This is a genomic window from Paenibacillus massiliensis 2301065 = DSM 16942 (genome assembly GCF_000377505.1).
Lineage (GTDB): Bacteria > Bacillota > Bacilli > Paenibacillales > Paenibacillaceae > Paenibacillus > Paenibacillus massiliensis.
Map to the genome: position 1 here is coordinate 78,541 of NZ_KB898194.1, position 25,894 is coordinate 104,434.

At 48.3% G+C, this 25,894-nt stretch carries 21 protein-coding genes; 20 read left to right on the forward strand and 1 reads right to left on the reverse strand.

What is annotated here, in order from left to right:
* The 18 genes from D328_RS0119790 (at position 1) to D328_RS31090 (ending at position 23,092) form a co-directional block, all read left to right on the forward strand.
* Positions 1 to 2,298, forward strand: coding sequence for a penicillin-binding transpeptidase domain-containing protein (locus tag D328_RS0119790; RefSeq protein WP_018886776.1), 2,298 nt, complete (start codon positions 1 to 3; stop codon positions 2,296 to 2,298).
* A gap of 119 nt (positions 2,299 to 2,417) precedes the next feature.
* Positions 2,418 to 4,385, forward strand: coding sequence for a stage V sporulation protein D (locus D328_RS0119795; RefSeq protein WP_018886777.1), 1,968 nt, complete (start codon positions 2,418 to 2,420; stop codon positions 4,383 to 4,385).
* A gap of 2 nt (positions 4,386 to 4,387) precedes the next feature.
* Positions 4,388 to 5,875 (forward strand): UDP-N-acetylmuramoyl-L-alanyl-D-glutamate--2,6-diaminopimelate ligase, encoded by a 1,488-nt coding sequence (locus D328_RS0119800; RefSeq protein WP_018886778.1) that lies wholly within the window; start codon positions 4,388 to 4,390, stop codon positions 5,873 to 5,875.
* Positions 5,875 to 7,275 (forward strand): UDP-N-acetylmuramoyl-tripeptide--D-alanyl-D-alanine ligase, encoded by a 1,401-nt coding sequence (locus D328_RS0119805; protein ID WP_026281280.1) that lies wholly within the window; start codon positions 5,875 to 5,877, stop codon positions 7,273 to 7,275. The genes D328_RS0119800 and D328_RS0119805 overlap by 1 nt, the downstream gene beginning before the upstream one ends.
* Positions 7,276 to 7,296: 21 nt before the next feature.
* Entirely contained in the window at positions 7,297 to 8,265 is a 969-nt protein-coding gene (mraY, locus tag D328_RS0119810; RefSeq protein WP_018886780.1) for a phospho-N-acetylmuramoyl-pentapeptide-transferase, read from the forward strand.
* A 3-nt stretch (positions 8,266 to 8,268) separates the two neighbouring features.
* Entirely contained in the window at positions 8,269 to 9,690 is a 1,422-nt protein-coding gene (gene murD / locus D328_RS0119815) for a UDP-N-acetylmuramoyl-L-alanine--D-glutamate ligase (RefSeq protein WP_018886781.1), read from the forward strand.
* 50 nt (positions 9,691 to 9,740) lie between these two features.
* Positions 9,741 to 10,838 carry a stage V sporulation protein E gene (gene spoVE, locus D328_RS0119820; RefSeq protein ID WP_025680828.1) on the forward strand — a complete coding sequence of 366 codons (1,098 nt, stop codon included), beginning with the start codon at positions 9,741 to 9,743 and terminating at the stop codon, positions 10,836 to 10,838.
* 4 nt (positions 10,839 to 10,842) lie between these two features.
* Positions 10,843 to 11,958, forward strand: coding sequence for an undecaprenyldiphospho-muramoylpentapeptide beta-N-acetylglucosaminyltransferase (gene murG / locus D328_RS0119825; RefSeq protein WP_018886783.1), 1,116 nt, complete (start codon positions 10,843 to 10,845; stop codon positions 11,956 to 11,958).
* 448 nt (positions 11,959 to 12,406) lie between these two features.
* Positions 12,407 to 13,690 (forward strand): UDP-N-acetylglucosamine 1-carboxyvinyltransferase, encoded by a 1,284-nt coding sequence (gene murA, locus D328_RS0119830; protein ID WP_018886784.1) that lies wholly within the window; start codon positions 12,407 to 12,409, stop codon positions 13,688 to 13,690.
* A gap of 60 nt (positions 13,691 to 13,750) precedes the next feature.
* Positions 13,751 to 14,515: a cell division protein FtsQ/DivIB gene (locus D328_RS29435; RefSeq protein ID WP_018886785.1), complete on the forward strand. Its 765-nt coding sequence runs from the start codon at positions 13,751 to 13,753 to the stop codon at positions 14,513 to 14,515.
* Positions 14,516 to 14,713: 198 nt separating this feature from the next.
* Positions 14,714 to 15,973 (forward strand): cell division protein FtsA, encoded by a 1,260-nt coding sequence (gene ftsA / locus D328_RS0119840; protein WP_018886786.1) that lies wholly within the window; start codon positions 14,714 to 14,716, stop codon positions 15,971 to 15,973.
* 59 nt (positions 15,974 to 16,032) lie between these two features.
* On the forward strand, positions 16,033 to 17,139 hold the full coding sequence (gene ftsZ / locus D328_RS0119845; protein ID WP_018886787.1) for a cell division protein FtsZ: 1,107 nt from the start codon (positions 16,033 to 16,035) through the stop codon (positions 17,137 to 17,139).
* A gap of 103 nt (positions 17,140 to 17,242) precedes the next feature.
* Positions 17,243 to 19,165 (forward strand): BglG family transcription antiterminator, encoded by a 1,923-nt coding sequence (locus D328_RS0119850; RefSeq protein ID WP_018886788.1) that lies wholly within the window; start codon positions 17,243 to 17,245, stop codon positions 19,163 to 19,165.
* Between the two features lie 209 nt (positions 19,166 to 19,374).
* The gene (locus D328_RS0119855) at positions 19,375 to 19,740 is read left to right on the forward strand and encodes a PTS lactose/cellobiose transporter subunit IIA (RefSeq protein ID WP_018886789.1); all 366 of its coding nucleotides are present in this window, start codon (positions 19,375 to 19,377) and stop codon (positions 19,738 to 19,740) included.
* A gap of 15 nt (positions 19,741 to 19,755) precedes the next feature.
* Entirely contained in the window at positions 19,756 to 21,051 is a 1,296-nt protein-coding gene (locus tag D328_RS0119860; protein ID WP_018886790.1) for a PTS sugar transporter subunit IIC, read from the forward strand.
* 35 nt (positions 21,052 to 21,086) lie between these two features.
* The gene (locus D328_RS0119865; protein WP_018886791.1) at positions 21,087 to 22,523 is read left to right on the forward strand and encodes a glycoside hydrolase family 1 protein; all 1,437 of its coding nucleotides are present in this window, start codon (positions 21,087 to 21,089) and stop codon (positions 22,521 to 22,523) included.
* A 37-nt stretch (positions 22,524 to 22,560) separates the two neighbouring features.
* The gene (locus D328_RS0119870; protein WP_018886792.1) at positions 22,561 to 22,881 is read left to right on the forward strand and encodes a PTS sugar transporter subunit IIB; all 321 of its coding nucleotides are present in this window, start codon (positions 22,561 to 22,563) and stop codon (positions 22,879 to 22,881) included.
* 31 nt (positions 22,882 to 22,912) lie between these two features.
* On the forward strand, positions 22,913 to 23,092 hold the full coding sequence (locus D328_RS31090) for a hypothetical protein (protein WP_154659221.1): 180 nt from the start codon (positions 22,913 to 22,915) through the stop codon (positions 23,090 to 23,092).
* Positions 23,093 to 23,186: 94 nt separating this feature from the next.
* On the opposite strand, the gene D328_RS0119880 is transcribed toward D328_RS31090, so the two are convergent.
* On the reverse strand, positions 23,187 to 23,654 hold the full coding sequence (locus D328_RS0119880) for a hypothetical protein (protein WP_018886794.1): 468 nt from the start codon (positions 23,652 to 23,654) through the stop codon (positions 23,187 to 23,189).
* A 426-nt stretch (positions 23,655 to 24,080) separates the two neighbouring features.
* Between D328_RS0119880 and spoIIGA the strand changes: the two genes are divergently transcribed.
* Positions 24,081 to 25,025: a sigma-E processing peptidase SpoIIGA gene (spoIIGA, locus tag D328_RS29440; RefSeq protein WP_018886795.1), complete on the forward strand. Its 945-nt coding sequence runs from the start codon at positions 24,081 to 24,083 to the stop codon at positions 25,023 to 25,025.
* Positions 25,026 to 25,039: 14 nt separating this feature from the next.
* Positions 25,040 to 25,762, forward strand: a complete 723-nt coding sequence (gene sigE, locus D328_RS0119890; protein WP_025680830.1) for an RNA polymerase sporulation sigma factor SigE — start codon at positions 25,040 to 25,042, stop codon at positions 25,760 to 25,762.
* Positions 25,763 to 25,894 lie beyond the last annotated feature (132 nt).

The window sequence follows — 25,894 nt, forward strand, 5'->3', positions numbered from 1 at the left end:
ATGTTGAAAAGAGTAAAGCTACGCTCCCTGCTAATTCTGGGTTGTGTAACCTTCTTTTTTCTCGTGCTGGTGTTTCGCGTGTTCTGGATTCAGGTGGTAAATGGAGAGGAATGGCAGGACCAGGTTCAGACCATGATCCAGAAAGATCAGGTAATTAAGGCCAGCAGGGGAACAATTACTGACCGTAACAATGACGTCCTGGCTACCGATGCTCCCGCATATACCGTTGTAGTGAATCCGAAGATCATTCAGGAATACAATCTGGAGGATGAAGTCGTAGCTCGTCTCCATACGTTACTGAACAAGCCGGAGTCCGAAATCGAACAGCATGTGCGCAACAAGAAAGAGGATGGGGAGTATCGTGAATATCGTGAGGTGCGTCAGGAGGGCTGGAAGATTGAGCCTGCTCTTGCACGTAAGATTGACGAATTCAATGAAGAGCTGAAGCAGAAACACAAAGTGCTTAACGCCGTGTTTACGGTGAAGGAGACCAAGCGTTTCTACCCACAGAACAACTTGGCTGCCCATGTGCTGGGGTATGTGAACAAGGAGGGAAATGCTGTAACTGGCCTTGAGGCCTATTACGATAATGAGCTGAAGGGGATAGACGGTAAGCTCCTCTACGAGCGGGATCGCAAAGGTGTTAGCCTTCCGAACTCGGAGCAGGTCTATGAGCCAGCTGTCAATGGTAAAAAGTTAAGGCTGACAATCGACGACAAGATTCAATATTATATTGAAGAGGCAATGGAGGAGGCTTTTGCCAAATACAACCCGATCAGTATGACGGTGATTGCAGCAGATCCAAAGACGATGGAGATACTAGGCATGGCCAATCTGCCAACCTATGACCCCAATACGTATGGTGAGACCAAGGATCAGAAGAACTTTATTAATCATGCTCTTCAGTCGATCTATGAGCCGGGATCAACCTTCAAAATTGTAACGCTTGCCGGTGCAGTGGAGGAGAAAATGTTCAACCCGAATGCTCATTTTGTCTCCCAGAGAACCATAATTGGTGGCTTCCGAATCAGTGATAACGGTCGATACTATGGAGACATGTCATATCTGGCTGGGGTTAAACGTTCAAGTAACATAGCCTTTGTCAATCTGGGCTTCCGTATGCTTGGTCGGGAGAAGCTCCGCCATTATATTGATGAATTCGGTTTTGGTAGCAAGACAGGGATTGATCTCCCTGCTGAGGTGCCATCTCCAATCCGAGAGCTAGTCTATGATTCCGAAGTGGCTGCTGCTGCCTATGGTCATGGTCTTGTACAGGTAACGCCGATCCAGCAACTCGCAGCGATCTCAGCCATTGCTAATGGCGGTAAGCTCATGGAGCCGCACGTGGTCAAAGATATTATAGATACAGAGACTGGGGCAATACAAACCATCCAACCAAAGGTAATCCGTCAAGTCATCTCTGAGAAGTCCGCGAAGGATGTCAGCGGTTATCTGGAACAGGTAGTAGCTGACCGCGATATTGGTACTGGGCGCTACGCATACATAGATGGTTATCGTGTAGCGGGTAAGACAGGAACGGCGCGTAAGGTTGTTAACGGAAAATATGATGAGAACAAGGACGTAGTGTCATTTATCGGCTTTGCACCCGTAGATGATCCGAAGATAGCAGTGCTGGTCGTAATTGACGAACCGCGTGTAGCCAATGTTGGGGGCGGTACGGCAGCTGCTCCGATCTTCAAAGAAATTGTTTCTCAATCCCTGCAGTATATGGGCGTGCCTAAGGCTGGTAGCAAGGGAGAAGGCGAGAAGAAGACGTCGAAAGCCTTCAAGCCCTTCAATGCTCCACAGCTAACAGGCAAGACGAGAAAAGATGCCCAAAATATGCTACTACAGCAAGGTGTAGCTTATGAGACAGTCGGTAAGGGTTCTACCGTTGTCCGTCAATATCCAGCACCTTCTGCGCTAATGACTCCGGGCCAGCGGATGTATTTGCTGACAGAGGATAGTGGCAATATGGAGATTCCGGATTTGACAGGAGTGTCGTTACGAGACAGCCTGGAGCTACTGACCTTGATGAAGATTAGTGCGAAGATTGATGGAGAAGGCTATGTTATTCGTCAGAAAGAAGAGAAGCAGGGGGATAAGCGAGTGCTCTCGCTCTTGCTGCAGCCTGCAAAGGAGACGGTGACAGGCGTCGTTCCAGAGCTATCTGAAGATACGAATGAGGAGACAGACGGGAAGACGCAGGAAGAGGATACAGATGCACCTGGGGATTCAGCGGATGAATCCGGGGTTGAATTAGAATCTGAGGCATCTAGTACCACCTCTGCTCCTTAATAGCAAGTTCTTCGGTGGTTTTATCTAATAGGGACAAATGTTCTAAACCCGCTGAGATTCGAATAGTCATGATGTAGACAAGTCATGAGCTAATGGATCTCAAGCGGGGAGGGAACGGTGTGAAGGTCTCCAATGTTAGACTAAGAAAAAGATTGCTATGGACGCTGGCGGGGTTATTGATCCTGTTCGCGTCCTTGCTGATTCGACTTGCTTATGTTCAGTTGGGCATGGGAACGGAACTGGCAGCGAAGGCTGAAGATTCCTGGAGGCGCAATATTGTCTTTGCAGCCAAACGCGGCCAAATTGTAGACAGGCAGGGCACAGCTCTTACGTATAATATTACTTCGCCTACGGTTATCGCGATCCCAGTGCAGGTGAAGGACCCGGAGCAGACGGCGAAGAAGCTGGCTCCTATCCTGGAAATGAGCGAAGAGAGCGTATATAAGCTGATAACCAAGAGACAATCAAGCCAAAAACTACAGCCCGGTGGCCGGAAAATTACGATGGAGAAAGCTCAACAAATTCGTGATTTAAGGCTGCCGGGTATCGTTGTTACAGAGGACAACAAGCGCTTTTACCCATTCGGTGATCTGGCAGCCCACATTCTAGGCTTCACGGGAATTGACAATCAAGGCCTTACAGGCGTAGAGCAGCGCCATAATGAACGGCTACAGGGGATCGATGGTAGCATTGCCTATTTGTCTGATGCCGGCGGTCGACTGATGCCTGGTTCCTCGGAGAAATATATTCCGCCCAAGGAAGGGTTGAAGCTGCAGCTCACCATTGATAAGTCTGTTCAGTCGATCATGGAACGTGAGTTGGATCAGGCTATGGTGAAGTTTCAGGCTGCTTCAGCCCTGTCTATTGCGATGGACCCGAAGACAGGAGAGATTCTGGCGATGGCTAGCAGACCTGGATACGAGCCTTCTCTTTACAAACAATATGAGCCGGAAGTGTACAATCGCAATCTGCCCATCTGGATGACTTATGAACCAGGCTCTACCTTCAAAATCATTACGCTGGCATCTGCGCTGGAAGAAAAGAAAGTGAATTTGAAGAATGAGCACTTCTTCGATCCTGGGTATGTTGAGGTGGCAGGTGCGCGGCTGCGCTGCTGGAAGAAGGGTGGTCATGGTAGCCAGACGTTCATGCAGGTCGTCGAGAACTCCTGTAACCCTGGCTTTGTCGCTCTCGGTCAAAGGCTGGGTAAGGATACATTGTTTAAGTACATTCGTGACTTCGGATTTGGCAGCAAGACAGGCATTGATATGAGCGGTGAAAGTAACGGAATTCTCTTTAAGCCAGCTCAGGTAGGTCCGGTGGAGCTTGCTACTACCTCTTTTGGACAGGGGGTGTCTGTAACCCCAATTCAACAAATCACAGCTGTATCGGCAGCTATTAATGGTGGAAATCTCTATAAGCCGCACATTGCAAAGGCTTGGATCCATCCAGAGACCGGTGAGGTACTGGAGAGCATCGAGCCTGAACTGGTTCGCAAGGTCATATCGGAGGATACTTCTCGACAAGTACGGGAGGCTCTGGAGAGTGTAGTAGCCAAGGGAACAGGCCGGCCAGCTTTTATTGATGGATACCGTGTTGGCGGCAAGACGGGGACCGCGCAAAAGGTAGTCAATGGACGGTATTCTACTTCGGAGCATATCGTATCCTTTATAGGCTTCGCTCCTGCAGATGACCCGCAAATTGTAGTCTATACGGCTGTCGATAACCCGCTTGGCATTCAATTTGGTGGTGTTGTAGCCGCTCCAATTGTGCAAAATATTCTTGAGGATGCTCTGCACGTAATGAAAGTTCCACAACGGGAGCAGCAAATACCAAAGCAATACAAATACGGCGAGACGCCAATGGATACAGTACCGAATCTGGTTGGAGCTTCCGTTCAGGACCTCTATGAGGAGCTGAACATGAACTTCATGCTCGTCAAATCAGGCTCTGGGAATACCGTCATCAGCCAATCCCCGAAAGCGGGCTCAAGAGTCGAGCGAGGCTCGACCATTCGCATCTATATGGGGCAACATGCTGATGAGCATTCTGGCAACGCTGGTGACGAATCTGGAAAGGAAGATTGAATATGCAGTTACAATTTCTTGCTTCATCTATAGCAACAGCTCGCATTATTGGAGAAGGAAGTGTCGAGTGTCAAGGCGTACAGACAGACTCACGCCTCGTTCAGCCAGGAGATCTCTTCCTATGCCTTCCTGGCTTCACGGTAGATGGGCATGATTATGCGGCACAGGCCGTCAGTAAGGGAGCATCAGCGTTAGTCGTCGAGCGTGAACTGGATATCGAGGTTCCGCAACTGCTAGTCAAAGATGCTCGCCTTGCGATGGCGATCCTATCGAACCAATTATTTGCATCACCCAGTCGTCAGTTGAATATGATTGGCATTACAGGTACTAATGGCAAGACGACAACCTCTTATCTAATCGAGAAAATACTACAAGACTCTGGAGTGCCTACCGGACTGATTGGCACCATCCAGATGCGTTACAATGGCAAGACTGTGCCGATGTCTGGAACAACACCAGAAGCGGTGGATCTTCAGAAGAAGCTACGGTTAATGGTAGACGAGGGAGTGAAGTCCTGTGTTATGGAAGTGTCCTCCCACGCCCTTGAGCAAGGCAGAGTCAAGGGGACGGACTTCCGAACAGCTGTTTTCACCAATCTTACACAGGATCATTTGGACTATCACCATACGATGGAGCAGTATCGTGATGCGAAGGCGCTTTTGTTTTCCAGATTGGGGAATGCCTACAGTGAAGATCCAAATAGTCGAAAGTATGCTGTCCTGAATGCAGACGATCCAGCTTCTGAATATTTTAGCAAGGCTACTGCTGCAGAAGTAATTACATACGGATTGGAACAAGGCGCTGATGTCAGAGCATCACAAATTGCAATCACCGCCAAGGGAACTTCTTTTCATGTAAGCACATTTAGGGGAGAAGCAGACATACAACTGCGGATGGTTGGGAAATTCAACGTGTATAATGCCCTTGCAGCGATTGCAGCAACCCTGTTGGAAGGTGTTCCATTGGAGCAAATTCGCAAAAGTCTTGAATCTGTTCCCGGGGTTGATGGCAGGGTAGAGGCAGTAGAAGCCGGGCAATCGTTTGCAGTCATTGTTGATTATGCACACACGCCAGACGGTCTGGAGAATGTCTTGCGCTCCGTCAAGGAATTCGCCAAGGGACGGATTGTATGTGTATTCGGCTGTGGTGGGGATCGGGATCGCACCAAGCGTCCATTAATGGGTGGAATCGCTGCACGCTACAGTGATCACATATTTGTTACCTCGGATAACCCTCGCACCGAAGAGCCTGCGGCCATACTCAAAGATATTGAGCAGGGGCTGTTGGAAGCTGGGATTTCCCGGGAAATCTACGATATGATTGAAGATCGCAGAGAAGCTATATTTAAAGCTATTGAAATGGCAAGCCCGGAAGATGTAGTATTGATTGCGGGAAAAGGTCATGAAACGTATCAGATCATTGGTAAGACATCTTTTGATTTTGATGATCGCATCGTGGCCAAAGAAGCGATAAGGGGCAAACTGAAGTGATAATTCGAACGATAAAAGAAGTTGCCGACATGTGCGGCGGCACAGTCGTAGAGGGCTGTGCAGCGGACGCTTTGGTCCGCGGTGTATTCACCGATTCACGTACACCGGTAGAGGGAGCGCTGTTCGTTCCTCTTCAAGGAGAGAATTTTGACGGGCATACCTTCGGAGAGCAGTGCTTACAGGCTGGTGCAGCTGCCTTACTGTGGCAAAAGGGTCATCCCAATATGCCGACAGGTCCAGTCATACTGGTAGACGATACGCTTAAGGCGCTGCAGCAGCTCGCATCTGCGTATTTGAAGAGTACTCCGGTTGCAGTCGTGGGAATCACCGGAAGCAATGGGAAGACGACGACGAAGGATATGATAGAGGCGCTGCTGTCTACGAAGTACAAGGTTCATAAGACACAGGGGAATCTGAACAATCATATAGGTCTTCCGCTTACTATTCTGCAGATGCCGGAAGATACGGACATCGCTATTCTTGAAATGGGTATGAGTGGTCGTGGAGAGATCCGTCTCCTATCCGAGCTTGCCCAGCCGGATGTGGCAGTGATTACGAATATCGGTGAGGCACATCTGCTACAGTTAGGCTCCCGGGAGGAGATTGCAAGAGCCAAGCTGGAGATTATAGCTGGATTGAAGCCAGGCGGTCTGCTTGTTATGGATGGAGATGAGCCGTTGCTTCCACAGGTGCTGAAGGAGGCTAATACGGAGCACCCAGAGAACCTTCAATTGTATACGTTTGGTCGCTCTGAGAATAATGATGACTATCCGACAGCAATTACGACTCAGGAGCGGGGAATTCTCTTTACTGCACATTCTATGGGGCAAGAAAAATTACAGCTTCCGTTACTTGGTCATCATAATGTTTTGAATACTTTGGCAGCAATCGGAGTTGCCAGACACTTTACTCTAGGGCTGCCCGAGATTCGTCAGGGATTATCTTCTTTGAAATTAACCGCCATGCGTATTGAAATACTTACAAGTGATACGGGCCTGATGGTGCTGAACGATGCTTATAACGCTAGTCCTTCCTCCATGAAGGCGGCGATTGATACCCTGGCTGGCTATACAAGACAAGGCCGCAAGATTGCGGTATTAGGCGATATGCTAGAGCTGGGACCGCAAGAAGAGGATTATCATGCACAGCTTGGACGGTATGCTGCTGATGCCGGAATTGCGAAGCTTTTCGCGTTCGGACGCTTAGGTGCATTCATCGCGCAAGGGGCGCTGGAAATGATGGATACGGCAGATGTAGCAGCCTATACCGACAAGGACGTATTGATTAATCATTTGCTGCAGGAGCTACAGCCAGAGGATATTGTACTGGTAAAGGCCTCACGTGGCATGAAATTAGAGATCGTTGTGAATGCATTGATCAACGCTCCGCTACAGAACTAAGGAGAAGAAAGGGGGACTACCATGGATATTCAATTGTTGCTACTTACGATCGGCGTATCATTTATACTGGCGGTGATCGCCGCCCCCCTGCTGATCCCGCTCCTGCGGCGGATGAAGTTCGGACAGCAGATACGTGATGATGGGCCACAGAGTCATCTGAAGAAGACGGGAACGCCGACAATGGGGGGCGTAGTGATTCTGCTGGCTTTTACACTTACATTTCTCAAATTCTCAAGTGTGAAAAACACGGATTTCTATGTATTGCTTATCGCTACACTTGGCTTTGGGCTGATTGGTTTTCTGGATGACTATATTAAAATCGTGTTCAAACGGTCCCTTGGCCTGACACCACGTCAGAAGCTATTTGGACAGCTGTTCTTTGCAGGACTGATGTGCTGGCTACTGATTCAAAATGGTCATAGTACGGCTATTGCTGTTCCAGGCACTGAATGGTCCTTTGACTGGGGAGCATGGTTCTACTATCCATTCATTGTCCTCATGATGCTTGCAATCAGCAATGCAGTTAACTTTACAGATGGTCTGGACGGGCTGCTGTCAGGCACGAGTGCCATCGCCTTTGGTGCCTATGCGGTGATTGCTATTCAAGCCACATCTTTGCCTGCGGCCATCTGTGCTGCTGCGATGATCGGTGCCGTGCTCGGCTTCTTGGTCTATAATGCGCACCCGGCTAAGGTATTTATGGGAGATACGGGATCGCTCGGGATCGGCGGGGCGATTGGCGCTATAGCCATTGTTACCAAGAGTGAGCTGCTGTTCCTGATTATTGGCGGTATATTCGTGATCGAGATGCTGTCGGTAGTCATTCAGGTAGTGTCCTTCAAGACACGAGGCAAGCGCGTGTTCAAAATGAGCCCGATACACCATCACTTTGAATTATCAGGCTGGTCTGAATGGCGTGTAGTCATGACCTTCTGGGCGGTTGGTATTGTACTTGCAGGAATTGGACTCTATATCAGCAAGGGGTTGTAATTAATGAATCATCCACATACCTATCAAGACCAGCAGGTCGTTGTGCTTGGACTGGCCAAAAGTGGCGTGCAAGTAGCCAAAGCCTTGCATCGCGCCGGTGCGTTTGTAACTGCAAGTGACATGAAAGAGAGAGAACAGTGTCCCGAAGCCTCGGAATTAGAGGCTTTGGGAATTTCCGTTTTATGCGGAGGACATCCCGAGGGATTGATTAACTCTGACATTCAGCTGGTGGTCAAGAATCCAGGCATTCCTTATACAGCTCCGCCTGTACAGCAGGCTTTGGAGCTCGGTATTGAACTGGTAACGGAGATTGAGGTGGCATACCATCTTACCAAGGCTCCGATTATTGGCATTACAGGCTCTAATGGCAAGACTACAACTACCACATGGGTAGGTAAGCTACTGGAGGCTTCTGGTCTAAAGCCTGTAGTTGCTGGCAATATTGGGACGCCGATGTGTGAAATTGCGGAAGAGGTTACTTCAGATCAATGGATTGTTGCTGAGCTTAGCAGCTTCCAGTTGAAGGGTACTACAGACTTCAGGCCAACTATAGCCTGCCTCTTGAACGTTGCAGAGACGCATCTGGATTACCACGGCAGCATGGAGGACTATGTTACCTCCAAGGCAAGATTGTTCCAGAACCAGCGTGACACGGATACAGCTGTCCTGAACTGGGATGATCCGGTATGTCGAGAGTTGATTACGCATGTGCGTGGCAAGCTGTTGCCTTTCTCACGGTCAGAGCAATTGCAGGAGGGAGTATTCGTGAGCCCGCCTTATGTTGACGGTGTTGAGGGTGATCTGGAGCGCAAGGTAGTGTATCGCGACTCTACAGGACAAGAGCATAACATTATTAAGGTTAGCGAGCTTGGCATTCCAGGGGTGTTCAATGTTGAGAACGCTCTTGCTGCATGTGCTATTGCCATCGCCGCTGGTGCGAGGCTAGAGGCTCTCAGCGAGCCTTTGGCAAGCTTCCGCGGAGTGGAGCATCGTCTGGAATTCGTAGCCGAGAAGAACGGTGCAGTCTATTATAATAACTCCAAAGCTACAAATAGCAAAGCTACACTCATGTCTCTCACATCCTTCAACCAGCCAGTTGTACTCGTTGCTGGGGGGCTTGACCGCGGCTCCGATTATATGGAGCTCCTACCCGCCTTGCAGGAAGGCGTAAAAGGGGTCGTACTATTGGGAGAGACCAGAGAAAAGCTGGCTTCTGTAGCGAAGCTAGCAGGCATAGAACGTATAGAGATCGTCGATAATGGGGAGGATGCCGCGTCTGTCCTTGTGACGGCTGTGAACCGAGCTGCCAGTCTGGCTACTGAAGGCGATGTCGTATTGCTGTCGCCAGCCTGTGCAAGCTGGGATATGTTCAAGTCGTATGAAGAGCGGGGACGAATTTTTAAAGAGGCGGTGCATAAATTGTAAGTAGGGGGGTGGATAAGCCCCTACTTATGGTGCAAGGGGTGGCCTCCTATATGAAGCAATCGCGTCCGGCTCCGGATTTATGGATGTTCGTCTGCATTATTGCCCTGCTTGCGATCGGCCTTGTGATGGTGTATAGCGCCGGCGCAGTGTTGGCTTTTCGTGAATATGGAGATTCCTATTATTTTGTCAAACGCCAGTTGCTATTCGCATCGCTTGGTCTGATCGCGATGTGGTTCACGTCAAGAATGGATTATCGGCTGTGGGGACAACTCGCGAAGCCCATGCTCCTGGTCTGCTTTCTGCTATTGCTTGCAGTTCTGATTCCGGGCATTGGAGTTGTGCGGGGAGGAGCTCGAAGCTGGCTGGGTATTAGTTCCTTCGGCATTCAACCTTCCGAGTTCATGAAGCTTGGGATGATTGTGTTTTTGGCGCGCTGGCTGAGCCGACCTGGTTATAACATTACATCCTTTACTAAAGGACTACTCCCACCTATGGGACTTGCAGGCCTTGCCTTTGGTCTTATCATGCTTCAGCCTGATCTGGGTACGGGCACGGTTATGCTGGGTGCGTCCATGCTGATTATTTTTGCTGCAGGGGCAAGTCTCAAGCAGCTTGGTTGGCTGGCGCTTGGCGGTGTGGCAGGTTTTGCAGCATTAATTGCTGCAGCGCCATATCGTCTGAAGCGGATTACGGCTTTCCTGGACCCATGGTCCGATCCGCTAGGTGCGGGGTATCAGATTATTCAATCTTTATATGCCATCGGTCCTGGCGGACTGGGGGGACTCGGTTTGGGTATGAGTCGGCAGAAGTACAGCTATGTGCCCGAACCACAGACAGATTTTATTTTTTCAATACTTTCAGAAGAGCTGGGCTTCATTGGTGGCTGTATCGTTATTTTACTGTTTCTGATGCTGATATGGCGGGGCATGCGAACAGCGATGACTATTCAGGATACATTCGGGAGTCTGCTGGCTGTTGGAATTGTCGGGATGGTCGCGGTCCAGGTCGTGATTAACATAGGCGTCGTCATCGGACTCATGCCCGTAACAGGGATCACACTACCGTTAATCAGCTATGGCGGCTCTTCTTTGACCTTGATGCTGACAGCACTGGGTATATTATTAAGTCTATCACGTAATACGAGGTGATCTCATGCGAGTGGTGTTAAGCGGCGGCGGGACTGGAGGACATATCTACCCGGCGATTGCTGTAGCCCGACAGATTGAAGAGGAATTTCCAGATGCGAAGTTCCTGTATATTGGCGGTAAACGGGGGCTGGAAAGCAAGCTGGTGCCCCAGGAAAAAATAGATTTTGAGGCGATCGATATTACAGGCTTTCGCCGGAGCTTGTCTTTTGAAAATATAAAAACAATTATGCGCTTCTTTCAAGGAGTACGGACATCAAAGGCTCTGCTGCGCCAATTCAAGCCGGATGTCGTTATCGGCACGGGGGGCTATGTGTGTGGTCCGGTGGTATATGCAGCAGCGAGACTCGGCATTCCTAGCATGATTCATGAGCAAAATGCCATCCCTGGATTAACCAATTCATTCCTGAGCCGCTATGCAGATACGGTAGCTGTAAGCTTTGAAGGCTCTGAACGAGCTTTTCCAAAAGCCAAGCATGCGGTCTATACCGGTAATCCACGTGCAACTACTGTACGACATGCCAACAGAGACCGTGGCTTTGCTACGCTGGGACTTCCGATGGAGAGTTCCGTAGTGCTCGTAGTTGGAGGCAGCAGAGGAGCCAAGGCGATTAATGACGCCATGATTGACATGGCTCCGCAACTTTCGAAATTGAAGGACGTACATTTTGTTTATGTGACGGGTGAAAGCTACTTCGAGCGCACGACAGAGCAAGTACGCAGCAAGATTGGTTCTCTTCCTAATTATGTGCATATTCTTCCTTATATCCATAATATGCCGGAGGTGCTCGCCTGCACTTCCTTGATTGTGAGTAGGTCAGGGGCATCATTTTTGTCGGAGATTACCTCATTGGGTATCCCGTCCATTCTCATTCCATCGCCAAATGTGACGAATAATCATCAGGAGGCGAATGCACGCAGACTGGAGGAGGAAGGTGCGGCTGTCATGATCCGTGAGCCAGAGCTTACTGGCAAGAAGCTATTCGATGAAATCGCGGATATCATGCACAATGCTGACAGACGGGCTCACATGTCGACGGCCTCTGCTACGCTGGGCAAGCCGGATTCTGCTGAGGTGCTGGTACAGGAGCTGGTGAGAATAGCAGGGAAGTCAAGGAACTAAATACAGACCTGGGCGGTTGTCACACGTGGCGTCATCCTGTCATAAGATACCTTATACATTGTGACCACCACCCGGGCTGCCGGCTAACGCCCGACCTTTAGATCTCCGCCATGCTCAATCGGGTGGGGAAGCAGCTGACAGTTCCTGGACACAGATGAACGCTGTTCTCGGCACAGCCTTCGCTGGCTTCTGTTTGGACGGGGCACCAGTAAGCTACGCTGATAAGAGAACGCGGATGAAAGCCGGACCCAGGGTCAGATGTGTCCATACAACTCAGTCCATTGAGGCTGTGCTGCGCCAAAGCGATAATCAACACCGGGCTAGCGACAGCAGAGGACGTGCTTACCCTTTTGCAGCATATTCAAAGCAAATATCATCTCATGCCGGCATTCTCCTTGAGCCGGAGTAACCTCGTGGTGGGTGAGCGGTAGAACTCGGAGGTGATACATTGGATAAACTGGTTATTGAGGGCGGATATCCTCTGTCCGGAACTGTTGGCATTCATGGTGCCAAAAATGCGGCGCTCCCGATCTTGGCAGCGAGTCTGCTTGCCAACGGTGAAGTGCAAATCCGCAATGTCCCGAATCTGCTGGACATCCAGGTGATGATTGGCATTCTCGGACGCCTGGGCTGCAATGTCAGCTATGAACAGCAGGCAGTGAAGGTAGATGCATCAACGTTATCCACGACCGTCATTCCGGAAGACCTGATGAAGCAGATGAGATCATCTATCTTTCTGATGGGACCGCTCCTGGCCAAATACGGTGAAGTTACAGTATACCAGCCAGGTGGGTGTGCCATCGGAGAACGCAAGATAGATCTACATCTGGATGGCTTGCGCGCGCTCGGAGCAGAAATTATCGAGCAGAGCGAGCAGATTACCTGTCGTGCGTCACGATTGACTGGTGCAGATATTCACCTGGAGTTCCCAAGCGTAGGAGCCACAGAGAATATCATGATGGCAGCGGTACTTGCGGAAGGAAGGACGACGATTACCAATGCGGCTAGGGAGCCGGAAATCCAGGATCTTCAGCGCTTTCTGAACACAATGGGCGCTCAGGTCATTGGAGCAGGGACAGATACGATTACGATTACTGGTGTAAAATCGCTACAATCCTGTTCGTACGGGATTATTCCTGATCGGATCGTTGCAGGCACGATTATGATTGCGGCAGCAGCAACTCGTGGCAACGTGACACTTACAGGCTGTAATCCGGGTCATATCTCGTCACTCCTGCACGTCCTCCGGCGGGCTGGTGTTCAAATCAATGCTTGCAATGATATAATAAAAGTAAGCTGTATGACCCGTCCCAAGCCTGTTGGCCGTATTGTTACCTCACCCTATCCATCATTTCCAACCGATCTGCAGTCTCAGGTAATGGTACTGTTGTCCTTGGCTGATGGCTTCAGCATCATGAAGGAGACGGTATTCGAGAGTCGCTTCAAGCATGTGAACGAGTTGAACGTCATGGGTGCTGACATTTCAGTGGACGCGAATGCAGCCTTGATTCGGGGGGTCCCCCGTCTCTACGGTGCTACTGTCGAGGCAACGGATCTGCGTGCGGGAGCCGCATTGGTGATTGCAGGTCTCGCTGCTCAGGGACGAACAATCGTTGAGCAGGTCCATCATATTGATCGAGGCTATGATAGACTTGAGCTACTATTCCAGAGTCTTGGAGCCAAGATGCGTCGTCAGTCTGTTGTACCGGAGGAGCTTGATTTTGCTAATTAACATTGCCTGCAGCGTCCCCTCCCTGTCGGAGGGGACGAGAGGCTTCTATGGGGAGTTCATATGCATAAAGCCCAGATCCCTGCACTCAGAGAGAGCAGGCCAAAAAGGAATACAAGTCGAAAAATAGCCTGGACCCTTATCATTTTATTTATCGTGCTGCTGGCAGTCCTTTTTTTCAGGTCCTCATTAAGCCAGATTACAGCGGTTCAATTTCAGGGAAGTACGTTTACGCCGCAGGACAAGCTGCTGGAGCAGAGTGGTCTGGAAATTGGTGGTCAATTTTTTGGTGCCAGTAAGGAAGATATCATTAGTCGCCTGAAGCAGATTCAATCCATCCAAATGGTGAATGTGGACAAGCATTTTCCAGGGGAGATTAGCATTCAGATCAAGGAATACCCTACAGTGGCCTACGAGGTAAATACAGATGGAGAACTTAGAGCCATTCTCTCGAACGGGACAAGCGTGGAGGTATCCAGCAGTGGAATTGCTGTAGAGAAGCCCATTCTGACACAATGGAAATCCGATGATCCCATTAAAATTAAGCTTAGTCAGACTTTAGCCAACATTCCTAGTGAGTGGACTGCTGATATTTCAGAGATTTTACCAGACCCTACTCCTTCCTTTCCGGATCGTATTCGAATGTATACCCGGAGCCAGTTCGAAGTGCTGACAGCTGTATCATTACTTGAGAAGAAGATTAGTTATCTGAATCAGGTCATTGAGACGGAAGAGCCAGGAATGATCACTATGTTTCAAGCGGATACGTATGTTCCTTTCAAACCGCGCGAGGAAGATGGTAGCATCGAAAATGCCACTACTCAGTGATCTGAAAAAATGATAAAATGAGTTTTATGAGCTCTAGCTCGGTATTCCTTCTTTTTTCTTGAAATTTTTATATCTTTGGCCAGAAGTTGGCACCGAAAAAATTTGTAGAAAAAAGAGGGATCGTATAAATAGTGTTGAATATTTGTAGAGGTATGTTTAGAGATGACAAATCATTTGGAGTTAGGAGGTGCCACAGACTTGAGTAACAATGACATCATTGTTAGTTTGGACATCGGTACATCCAAAGTTCGGGCTATTATAGGTGAAATGAATAATGGAACCTTTAATATTATTGGAGTTGGATCTGCCGACTCGGAAGGAATTCGCAAAGGTGCAATCGTAGATATCGATCAGACCGTGCAATCGATCCGCAGTGCAGTTGATCATGCGGAACGCATGGTAGGTATTCAGATAACTGAAGTATACGTGGGTATCACTGGCAATCATATTGGCCTGCAGACAAGCCATGGCGTGGTGGCGGTCTCTAATGAGGATCGCGAGATCGGTGAAGAGGATATCGAACGGGTGCTGAAGGCTGCGGAAGTCATTGCAGTTCCTCCGGAGAGAGAAATTATTGATGTAGTGGCCAAGCAATATATCGTGGATGGTCTGGAGGGCATTCAGGACCCACGTGGCATGATTGGGGTAAGACTTGAGGTAGAGGCTACCATCGTGACAGGAGCCAAGACGCCTATACATAACCTACTGCGTTGTGTTGAGAAGAGTGGCTTGCGTATTGTTGATCTGGTCCTGCTTCCGCTTGGTACGGGACAATTGTCTCTGTCCAAGGATGAGAAGACGATGGGTTCAGCACTTGTCGATGTTGGGGCAGGGTCTACCACGATTGCGATCTTTGAGGAAGGCAGCATTGTGGCTACATCGACTTTGCCGATTGGTGGCGAATTCGTAACCAATGATATCGCATATGGATTGAGAACGTTAACCGACCAGGCTGAGAAGGTGAAGCTGAAATACGGCTGTGCCAATTATGATGATGCGGCTACAGATGTTCTGTTCAAGGTAACGCGCATCGGTAGTAACGTGGACAAGGAATTTAATCAGCAGGACTTGGCTGCGATCATCGAGCCTCGGGTGCAGGAGATATTCCAGCTGGTTCAGGCCGAAGTAAGACGACTTGGTTACACGGAGCTTCCTGGGGGTTATATACTTACGGGAGGAACTGTATCCATGCCAGGTGTACTTCAAGTAGCTCAAGGTGAGTTGGCTGCTTCGGTAAGGATTGCCGTGCCGGATTTCATTGGTGTTCGTGACCCTAGTTTTACTAGCGGAGTCGGTATTTTGCAAAATGCGGTACGCCAATATCGTGTGCGCAGCCAAAGTGGCAACGTAAGTGCCAAGAAGCCGGCCAATCGAACGAAGAGCAGTCCCGCTCCGGAAAAAGAGCAAAAACCGGGATTTATCGAACGTTTGAAAAACATGTTCAGTGAATTTATATAACGGTTGAGTGCCATACATGGACGAGCTAGCCATGCACATTGAGGGGGAGAGGGAATAGTATGTTGGAATTTGATTTTGAAATGGAGAGTTTGGCCCAAATTAAAGTGATAGGCGTCGGTGGGGGCGGCAGCAATGCTGTCAACCGCATGATTGATAATGGAGTACAAGGCGTTGAATTCATTACGGTCAATACGGATGCCCAAGCACTTCATCTGGCCAAATCCGAGCATAAGCTGCAAATCGGCGATAAGCTGACTCGCGGTCTGGGTGCTGGCGCTAACCCTGATGTGGGCAAGAAGGCTGCTGAGGAGTCCCGTGATCTGATTATGAATACCCTGAAAGGGGCAGACATGGTGTTCGTTACAGCCGGAATGGGTGGCGGTACCGGAACAGGTGCTGCGCCAGTTATCGCTGAGATTGCAAAGGAATGCGGAGCATTGACAGTAGGCGTGGTTACACGCCCGTTCACCTTTGAGGGCCGCAAGCGGTCGACACATGCCGAGCAAGGGATCGAAGGCCTGAAGGAAAAGGTAGATACCCTGATCGTCATTCCGAATGATCGATTGTTGGAGATTGTAGATAAGAAGACTCCAATGCTGGAGGCTTTCCGCGAGGCAGATAATGTACTTCGTCAAGCCGTACAAGGCATCTCTGATCTGATTGCTGTACCGGGTCTCATCAACCTTGACTTCGCTGACGTGAAGACAATCATGACTGAGCGTGGTTCAGCCCTGATGGGGATCGGACTGGCAACAGGCGAGAACCGTGCTGCTGAGGCTGCGCGCAAGGCTATTATGAGCCCACTGCTGGAGACGTCGATTGAAGGGGCACGCGGGGTAATCATGAACATTACAGGCGGCGCTAATCTCTCTCTGTATGAAGTGAATGAAGCGGCCGAGATCGTGACTTCTGCGTCTGATCCGGAAGTGAATATGATCTTCGGTGCGATTATTGACGATGACATGAAAGAAGAGATTAAAGTAACTGTTATTGCTACAGGCTTCGAAGGCAAGCCAGCTCCATCTGCTCCTTCCCGCAAGCCGGCAGCAAGTCAGCCAGAACAGGAAGAGCGTCCGTCCAACCTGCGTCCGTTCGGCAACCAGCAGAGCGATCAGCTGGATATCCCGACCTTCCTGCGCAACCGTCCGCGGAACAACAATGACTAACATAAATTAGCAGGAATGTCCCCAAGTAGTATTCTACTTGTAGGACATTCCTTTTTTTTATTGAAGGATACGGTCGATCCTAATATTGAAAGGAGTTTCGTTGTTGCGGATTTTTCATCTTCTTCACCTATTGATTTCCGAGCAAATTGTTAGCAGCGAGTATCTAGCCAAACTGTTGAATGTGTCATCACGCACCATTCGGACGGATCTGAAGGAATTATCCGCATTGTTGTCCACACATGGAGCCACGGTCAAGTCGCTAAAGGGAGCAGGATATCAGCTTGAAATCCATGATGAGCAGCGTTTCCGACATTTGCTGAAGCAATTGAAAGAAAATGAAGCGGCTACACCGCAGCAAGTAAGCGGATCATCCGAGAGCAGACATCGTTTTCTGATCAGGAAGTTGCTGTTGACGGAGGAATATTTCAGGCTTGAAGACTTGGCTGACCTACTGTTTGTAAGCCGTCCAACGATACAAAATGACATCAGGGAAGTACGGCGAATATTGAAGAATTACGGCTTGACGCTGGAGAATCGTCCCCATTACGGTGTTAAAATCAAGGGAAGCGAGACTCAGCTACGCTACTGCATGTCCGATTATATTTTTAGCCGTACGGAGATTGCACCCGAGAGCACGCATTCTCCATCCATTCTTTCTGATGAAGAAATGGATTTAATCAGAGAGGTTATTCTTGAACGCATTGAAGTCAATGACATTATATTATCCGATATTGCGCTCAATAATCTGGTCATTCATATCGCAATAGCTTGTAAGCGGATACGGGATGAAAGGTATGTCTCTTTTTATCCGCAGGAAATGAAAAAGATTGAGGCGCAGAAGGAATTTGGCGTGGCGTCTGAGATTGTGTCAAGTCTTGAGCGCAAGATGAATCATTCCTTTCCTTTCGCTGAAGTTGCGTATATAGCGGTACATTTGCTTGGTGTAAGAACAATTGTAGCGGCTAATATGGACGATACGGAAATTAAAGGGATGATAGACGGCGAAATATACGACCTGGCAGTTGAAATATTGGATCATATTGAAAAAGGAATGCAACTAGGCATCCGCCATGACAAGGAGCTGCTTGTGGCATTGTGTCTGCACCTCAAACCAGTCATTAACCGTTTCAGATATGGGATGAATTTGCGCAATCCGATGCTGGATGAGATCAAATCCAATTATCCGCTGGCCTTTGAAGCGGGTATACTGGCGGGTGAAACGATTAGGAAGCGGCTTGGCTTCGAAATTGAAGAAAATGAAATTGGCTACCTTGCTATTCATATCGGTGCTGCGATTGAGCGAAAAAAAGAGCAGAACACTCCTAAGAGATGCCTGATCGTATGCGCATCGGGCAGGGGGAGCGCCAAATTGCTATATTACAAGCTGCAATCGGTATTTGGCTCCAAGCTGGACATCGTCGGTACGACTGAATTTTACAAGCTCAAGCAGATGCCGCTCGATTCGCTGGATTTTGTAATCAGCACGATACCCGTCTCCGAAAAGCTATCGGTACCGATCATACATGTCAATACGTTTCTCGGCGGCACGGACGTAGACAAGATTGAACAGGCTATCTCGGAAACTGGATTGCCGGCTATCCATTATATACGAAAAAAGCTCGTTTTTCTTCAGCAGAAAATGGACAACAAGGAGAAAGTGCTGGCGTTTATGGTGGACAGGATTAAGGAGGCGGGGCTTGTCAAAGGCCCGTTCCTGGAATCTGTGCTGGAGCGTGAAGCGATGTCTCCCACTTCGTTCGGCAATTTTGTAGCGATTCCCCATCCGATGGAGCCGTTTGCTGATTCGACCTTTTGGGCTGTATGCACGCTGCTGAAGCCTATTGATTGGGACGGCAAACCGGTGCAGTTTGTATGCGTACTGTGCATGCAGCGCAGTAAAACGGAGGATGTACAGAGCATGTACAATATTTTGCTTACGATTTTGAATAACGAAGCTCTGGTCCAGCAGCTGATTAAATGTAAGACGTATTCGGATTTTGCTCGAGTTCTCCATGAGCATGTATAAGATTTAATCCAGTGAAACGACGTATGGAGGAATATCCCGATTCTCTAAAGAGGGATATTCCTCTTTTTGTATATAGTTATTTTCCGTTAAGAAGAGGAAAAAGCTTATGTTAAATTGTAAACGATTGCAATTTATAATAAATTTACAGCCAACAGCTACAGTAAGGGGTGCTGCTAGATCAGGGCTACTCTGAAGGAGGGACCATAAGAGTGAGCGAAAAAGAAATAAACAATTCCGTTGGTGATGAGATTCTGGATGAGACTGAAATTGTGTTTCAGATCATTTTGTACGCAGGCAATGCCCGCAGCTCGGCGATGGAAGCGATTGAGCTTGCCAAAGCAGGCAAGTTCACTGAAGCAAGAGAGGAGCTGGCAGCTGCAAAAAAAGAACTGATATCCTCTCACAAAATTCAGACCGGATTAATCCGTAAGGAAGCAGAAGGGGAAAAGATGGAGGTGTCTGTCATGATGGTTCATGCCCAGGATCATTTGATGAATGCGATTTCCATTCACGACATGGCCTCCGAGTTTGTGGACTTGTATGAACGTATTGAACAATTGGGGTCGAAATCGTAGAGGGAGGTCTTTCTGATGGCACTCAAGGATAAAGTTGTTAATGGCCTTACATCAGTAGCGAACGCCATTAACAATTTTAAGTATATTATGGCTATCAAATCTGCTTTCATCACACTGATGCCTGTTATTATTGTAGGCGCTTTCGCGGTCCTTATATCCAATATGGTGATGGACCCGACGAACGGGTTGGCTCATTTTCGCCCTTTTGCATTTTTGGCGGATTACAAGCCGATTTTTACCGCGATCAACTATGCCAGCTTAAATATTCTGACCATACTCGCCATCTTTATGATTGGTCTGGAATTAGGTAGAATTAACGGAGAGAAGAATTTTTTTCCAGGATTGCTAGCGGTCATCTGCTTTGTTTCCGTTACGCCAACAACGCTTCAACTGATGGTGAACGGTGAGATGCAAGAGGTTACGAATGTGATTGCGCGTCAATTTACAGATACGAAAAGCCTGTTTCTCGGTATTTTTGTGTCTATCCTGTCTGTCGAGCTGTACAGCAAGCTGGGCAAATCGGATAAGCTTAAAATTAAGATGCCAGAAAGTGTGCCTCCCAATGTGGCCGTGTCATTCTCGGCGCTGATTCCGACAATTATTACTGTAACAGTGTTCTCGGCCGTCGGATTTTTCTTTCATATGTTTACAGGCCTGTATTTGTATGATGCCGTGTACAATGTGGTGCAAAAACCGCTGGAGACGGTTGTGCAAGGCCTACCGGGTATCCTGACCTTGATGCTGGTTGCGCAAATTTTCTGGGTCATCGGCATCCACGGCAATCAGATGGTAAAGCCGATTCGCGAGCCGCTGCTGCTTGGAGCCATTACTGTTAACATGACCGCTTATGAACAAGGGTTGCCTATCCCTAATATTATTACGATGCCGTTCTGGGACATCTACATGAGCATCGGCGGTTCCGGCGTTACTCTGGCTCTGCTTATCAGCATCCTGATCGCCTCCAAACGTGAGGATATGAAGGAGATTACTAAGCTATCAATTGGTCCGGGACTATTTAATATTAATGAGCCGGTTATTTTCGGACTTCCGATCATGTTGAACCCTATTATGGCTATTCCGTTCATCATCACGCCGCTTGTTACGGGAACCATCGGTTACTTCTCGACATTGCTTGGTTTTGCCGGCCGTACGGTCGTCATGGTGCCTTGGACCACACCGCCGATTATTAATGCCTACCTGTCAACAGGTGGAAGCATCGGGGCGGTCATTACCCAGCTTGTATGTATTGCAGTTGCAATATTAATCTATCTGCCTTTCGTCAGAATTGCCAACAAGCGGACCGTAGAGTAAGCAGAAATAATTGCGGAGTTAAGGAGGAGTAATCAATGGCTAAGCATACAATGAACATCCCGGATGATTTTATAATAGGGGCTGCTTCATCCGCCTGGCAGACAGAAGGGTGGAGCGGCAAAAAGGAAGGGCAGGATTCTTATCTTGACAGGTGGTATATCAATGACCGCCATGTCTGGCATAATGGATATGGTCCGGCCGGCGCGACCGACTTCTATAATCGCTACAGCGAAGATATCGCACTTATGAAGCAGATTGGACTGACGCATTTCCGTACCTCTATTAACTGGTCCCGTTTTTTAACCGACTATGAAAATGTGATTGTAGACGAAACCTATGCGGATTACGTGGGACGGGTCATTAACGAACTGATAGCGAGTGGTGTCGAGCCGATGATTTGTCTGGAGCACTATGAGCTGCCGGCGTATCTGTTGGATAAATATGATGGATGGTCATCAAAGCATGTAGTTGAACTATTCGTGAAGTATGCGGAAAAAGTGTTTGAACGCTACGGCGACCGTGTCAAGCATTGGTTTACCTTTAATGAACCGATTGTAGTGCAGACCCGCGTCTATCTGGATGCGCTGCGTTATCCCTATGAGCAGAACACCCGCAAGTGGATGCAGTGGAACTACAATAAAACACTCGCAACCGCCAAATGCGTGCAATTGTTCAAGAAGCAAGGCTATGGCAAAAACGGTGCGAAGATCGGCGCCATTCTCAATCCCGAGGTAACATATGCCCGCTCAAGCGCGCCGCACGATCAGTATGCAGCCCATGTATACGATCTGTTCTACAACCGGGTATTTATGGATCCTCTGATCAAAGGGGAATATCCCGAGGAATTGTTCGAACTGATGAATAAGCATGATATCACATTCGAGTCTACACCGGAAGAACTGGCTATCATCAAAAATAACACGATTGATTACGCGGGTATTAATTTGTATTATCCGCACCGAGTAAAGACGCAGACTAAGGCTTGGAATGAAAATGCACCTTTTCATCCGTCTTATTACTATGAGCATTTTGATCTTCCAGGCAAGAAAATGAACAAATCACGTGGGTGGGAAATTTACCCTAAAATTATTTATGACATGGGCATACGCATCAAAAACGAATACAACAATATCGAATGGTTTATTTCAGAAAATGGAATGGGCATTGAGAACGAGGCGATATTCAAAAATGAAGAGCAGATCATTCAGGATGATTACCGGATTTCCTTCATCAGCGAGCATTTGTACTATACACTCAAAGCCGTGGAGGACGGTTCCAACTGCAAAGGGTACATGTTGTGGGCCTTCACGGATAATGTATCCCCGATGAATGCGTTCAAGAACCGCTATGGACTGGTTGAAATCAACCTGGAGAACGACCGCAGCCGCCATTTGAAAAAATCCGGTTACTGGTACAAGTCAATTATCGCTGAACGTTCGCTTACAGTTGATTTGGATGAAGAGTACAAGTAACTGAATGATGAAAAAATCGGATCAGGAGGCGTTAACTATGAAAACAATTATTCTTGCCTGTTCAGCCGGCATGTCTACTTCAATTCTGGTATCCAAGATGAAAAAAGAAGCGGAAGCAAGATCTCTCGAAATCGACATTATAGCCATTCCCGAAAGCACAATCAAGGATGAGCTGTCGGGCATCAGCGACCATGTAATTGCGATTCTGCTCGGTCCCCAGGTCCGCATGCGTAAAAATGCCGTAGCTGAAATTGCGGCCCCGTACAGCATTCCGGTCGATGTCATCGACACGGTGGCCTATGGCAGAGGGAATGGTCCGGCAGTTCTGGATCAGGCCTTGGCAATGTCAAGCAATTAACGTAGGTGACGGATTAGAATCAAGAGTGAACGTGAGTGAACGTTGGTTAATCAAAGATATGATTCCGGCGATATCTGGAGTAAATAATAGTATCTATGAAAAAACAAAAGAACCGGGCGCACCGGTTCTTTTTCGTCAATATTTGATTCTGGCTACAGCAAGCTACTATTCAAATCTGGCCGCATATTCATACATCTCTGCTCCGGCCTGATACATCAGCTTTTTGCTCGCCGCGATTTTGGGATTGATTTGATGATATAAAGTCCAGTTGATTTTCGTTTTGGATACTGCTTTTTTGTAGAGCATCATACCTTCAAGCTGAAGGTATGAGCCGCGTATAAGCTTTTGGTGAATGGAGGCAAGCTTCGGATGAGCCGGTTGGATTTGTTTGAGTCCTGATACGTATTTAGTGTAATTAGGGACAATTGTGTTATTCGGTCTAGAAAAATTTGTTTGCGAGTGGCATTCGTAAGTTCAGGAGTATTGTTGAATGTATCTATTCCCTTGTCTTCATAAACATCGAGCTGACCGAGTTGATCCCAATAATCCATGTACTCGATATACTCTTGTACAAGCTCTGGATCCAAATCCCCATACAATTCCTCATCTGTGACCGTTTCGTCTGTTGGAGAGATTTCTGCTCCCGATTCGATGTTTGTACCGAAGGGATCAGTAGTGGTGTCACCCTCGGCTGCTGACGACACGGCAGGGAACAACATAGTCCCTGACAGTATGAGTGCTAAAGCTGCAAATACTATCGCGTTTCTCTTCATTCACAATCTTCCCCTTTTTTCTCTGAATGTTACAAGTGCACTTAGGACTTTAACACGTGAATTACGAAACCTCTAGTCATAATAATCTTATAAATGAAAAATAAGGAATTAATTCGCGCAAGTTCATCCGACAGCAGCTAACTAGCAATGTACTCCACCTAATAAACTGCGATGCTGTAGCGGAGGGGTGGAGGATTTCTGAAGAAACAAAGTGCTCGCCTTTAAAGCCCGATTTCATCCAATTATTTTTGTCTAATCTGGAAATCGGGTTTTAACAGCGATCGTAAGAAACCTCCAACCCGTAGCGCTCGCCCCCTTCATCCGACAAAATTAGTTGGGCACATGCCTACAAAGTTAGACAGACTTTGAAATTCACTCCTCTTATACTTAACCGTATCCTGTAAATTGCACAGGCGGGTGAAACGATTGGTAGTGTATCTGGATCTCATCTTCTTGGTCAATCTGGTAATCGACGCAGTATTGATTATGGTGACGGCCTGGATGAGAAAGCTGCGGCCAGCATGGTGGAGGGTGCTTCTGTCCTCGGCTGTAGGTGCCGCTTACGTCGTAATGATGTTTTTTCCGCCGCTTACGTTTGCCTTTACCTTTCTAATCAAGTTCATGCTGTCTGTCATCATGCTTCTGATTTCCTTTGGATTCGGGGGACTACAGCGCTTCCTACGGACGTTGGGGGCGTTCTATATCGTGAATTTTGTAGCGGCTGGAGGTATTCTGGGGACGCATTATCTAGTACAGAATCCTGGTGAGGTCATGAATGGGATCTGGTTTTCAGCCTCGGGGGGATTATCCTTTGAGCTGAAGATTGGCTTCTGGTTCGTGCTGTGCATGTTCGCGGTGGTGATGATTATCTTCAAGACAGTCCAGGCTGCGAGACAACGCTCTGAACAGCTTGGCAGCTATCTGGGAGAGGTAGAGGCCAGCATTGATGGTGTATCTGTCCGTTGTACAGGCCTGCTGGATACGGGCAATCAGCTTGTTGACCCGCTGACGAGAATTCCCGTGATGATCATGGAGCTTTCGCTATGGAGCACCTATTTTCCAGAATCATGGGAGCGTAAATTGAAGAATGGAGAGGCGGACAACCTGGTCACCGAGCTAGGCGAAGAGGAGTTCCGATGGCAGGATCGGCTACGGCTGATTCCGTATCGAGGCATTAACAAAGGCACGGCGTTCATGCTGGCCCTGAAGCCTGATGAGGTGACTGTGACGATGAACGGCCTTCGTTCCACAAGCAAGCGGGTATTAATCGGGCTGGACAGCGGAACGCTGTCGTCTGAAGGTCGTTACCGGGCTGTCATTCATCCTGATCTAATCGTCGCTTCTTTAAATCCTGAGGTAGGAGGAATTTGATGCGTTTACAAGTGTTGCCTGTCAAATGGAAGCTGTCTATTCAATTGCAGTATTATCGGGTGCTGTTCCTGCTGGGCTTGAAGACGGAGGAAATCTACTATATCGGAGGCAGCGAGGCCCTTCCCCCGCCGTTAACCCGCGAGGAGGAGGACTATCTGCTACAGAAGCTCCCCTCAGGAGACTCGGCGATACGTGCTGTCCTGATTGAGCGCAATCTGCGCCTGGTCGTCTATATAGCCCGTAAGTTCGAGAATACGGGGATTAATATCGAAGATCTCGTATCCATTGGGGCGATTGGTCTCATCAAAGCAGTGAATACATTTGATCCGGAGAAGAAGATCAAGCTGGCGACCTACGCATCACGCTGTATCGAGAATGAAATTCTGATGTACTTGAGACGAAACAACAAGACTCGCACAGAGGTGTCCTTTGACGAGCCGCTAAATATCGACTGGGATGGTAACGAATTGCTGTTATCTGATGTGCTTGGTACAGAAAATGACACTATCTATCGCAATATTGAGGAGCAGGTGGACCGCAAGCTACTGCACAAGGCGCTCGACAAGCTGACGGATCGTGAACGACTCATCATGGAGCTACGCTTTGGATTACAGGATGGTGAGGAGAAGACGCAGAAGGATGTTGCGGATCTACTTGGGATTTCCCAATCGTATATCTCAAGACTGGAGAAGAGAATCATTCGTCGTCTGCGCAAGGAATTTAATAAAATGGTGTAGCGCTATCAATCGCATACCGCCGCCCATCGACAGTTATGAAGTGAGTGAAGCAGAGTCCATGAACGAGTGTGAGGGACGAATAAAATTGGACCTCAAGGAGATAATGTACATTAATGTTGCTCCTTGGGAGGT

Bases quoted from the DNA above. Each gene is read 5' to 3' on its own strand.
- D328_RS0119790 (WP_018886776.1), top strand. From the start codon at position 1: ATGTTGAAAAGAGTAAAGCTACGCTCCCTGCTAATTCTGGGTTGTGTA.
- D328_RS0119800 (WP_018886778.1), top strand. From the start codon at position 4,388: ATGCAGTTACAATTTCTTGCTTCATCTATAGCAACAGCTCGCATTATT.
- mraY (WP_018886780.1), top strand. From the start codon at position 7,297: ATGGATATTCAATTGTTGCTACTTACGATCGGCGTATCATTTATACTG.
- murD (WP_018886781.1), top strand. From the start codon at position 8,269: ATGAATCATCCACATACCTATCAAGACCAGCAGGTCGTTGTGCTTGGA.
- spoVE (WP_025680828.1), top strand. From the start codon at position 9,741: ATGAAGCAATCGCGTCCGGCTCCGGATTTATGGATGTTCGTCTGCATT.
- murG (WP_018886783.1), top strand. From the start codon at position 10,843: ATGCGAGTGGTGTTAAGCGGCGGCGGGACTGGAGGACATATCTACCCG.
- D328_RS29435 (WP_018886785.1), top strand. From the start codon at position 13,751: ATGCATAAAGCCCAGATCCCTGCACTCAGAGAGAGCAGGCCAAAAAGG.
- ftsZ (WP_018886787.1), top strand. From the start codon at position 16,033: ATGTTGGAATTTGATTTTGAAATGGAGAGTTTGGCCCAAATTAAAGTG.
- D328_RS0119860 (WP_018886790.1), top strand. From the start codon at position 19,756: ATGGCACTCAAGGATAAAGTTGTTAATGGCCTTACATCAGTAGCGAAC.
- D328_RS0119865 (WP_018886791.1), top strand. From the start codon at position 21,087: ATGGCTAAGCATACAATGAACATCCCGGATGATTTTATAATAGGGGCT.
- D328_RS0119870 (WP_018886792.1), top strand. From the start codon at position 22,561: ATGAAAACAATTATTCTTGCCTGTTCAGCCGGCATGTCTACTTCAATT.
- D328_RS0119880 (WP_018886794.1), bottom strand. From the start codon at position 23,654: ATGAAGAGAAACGCGATAGTATTTGCAGCTTTAGCACTCATACTGTCA.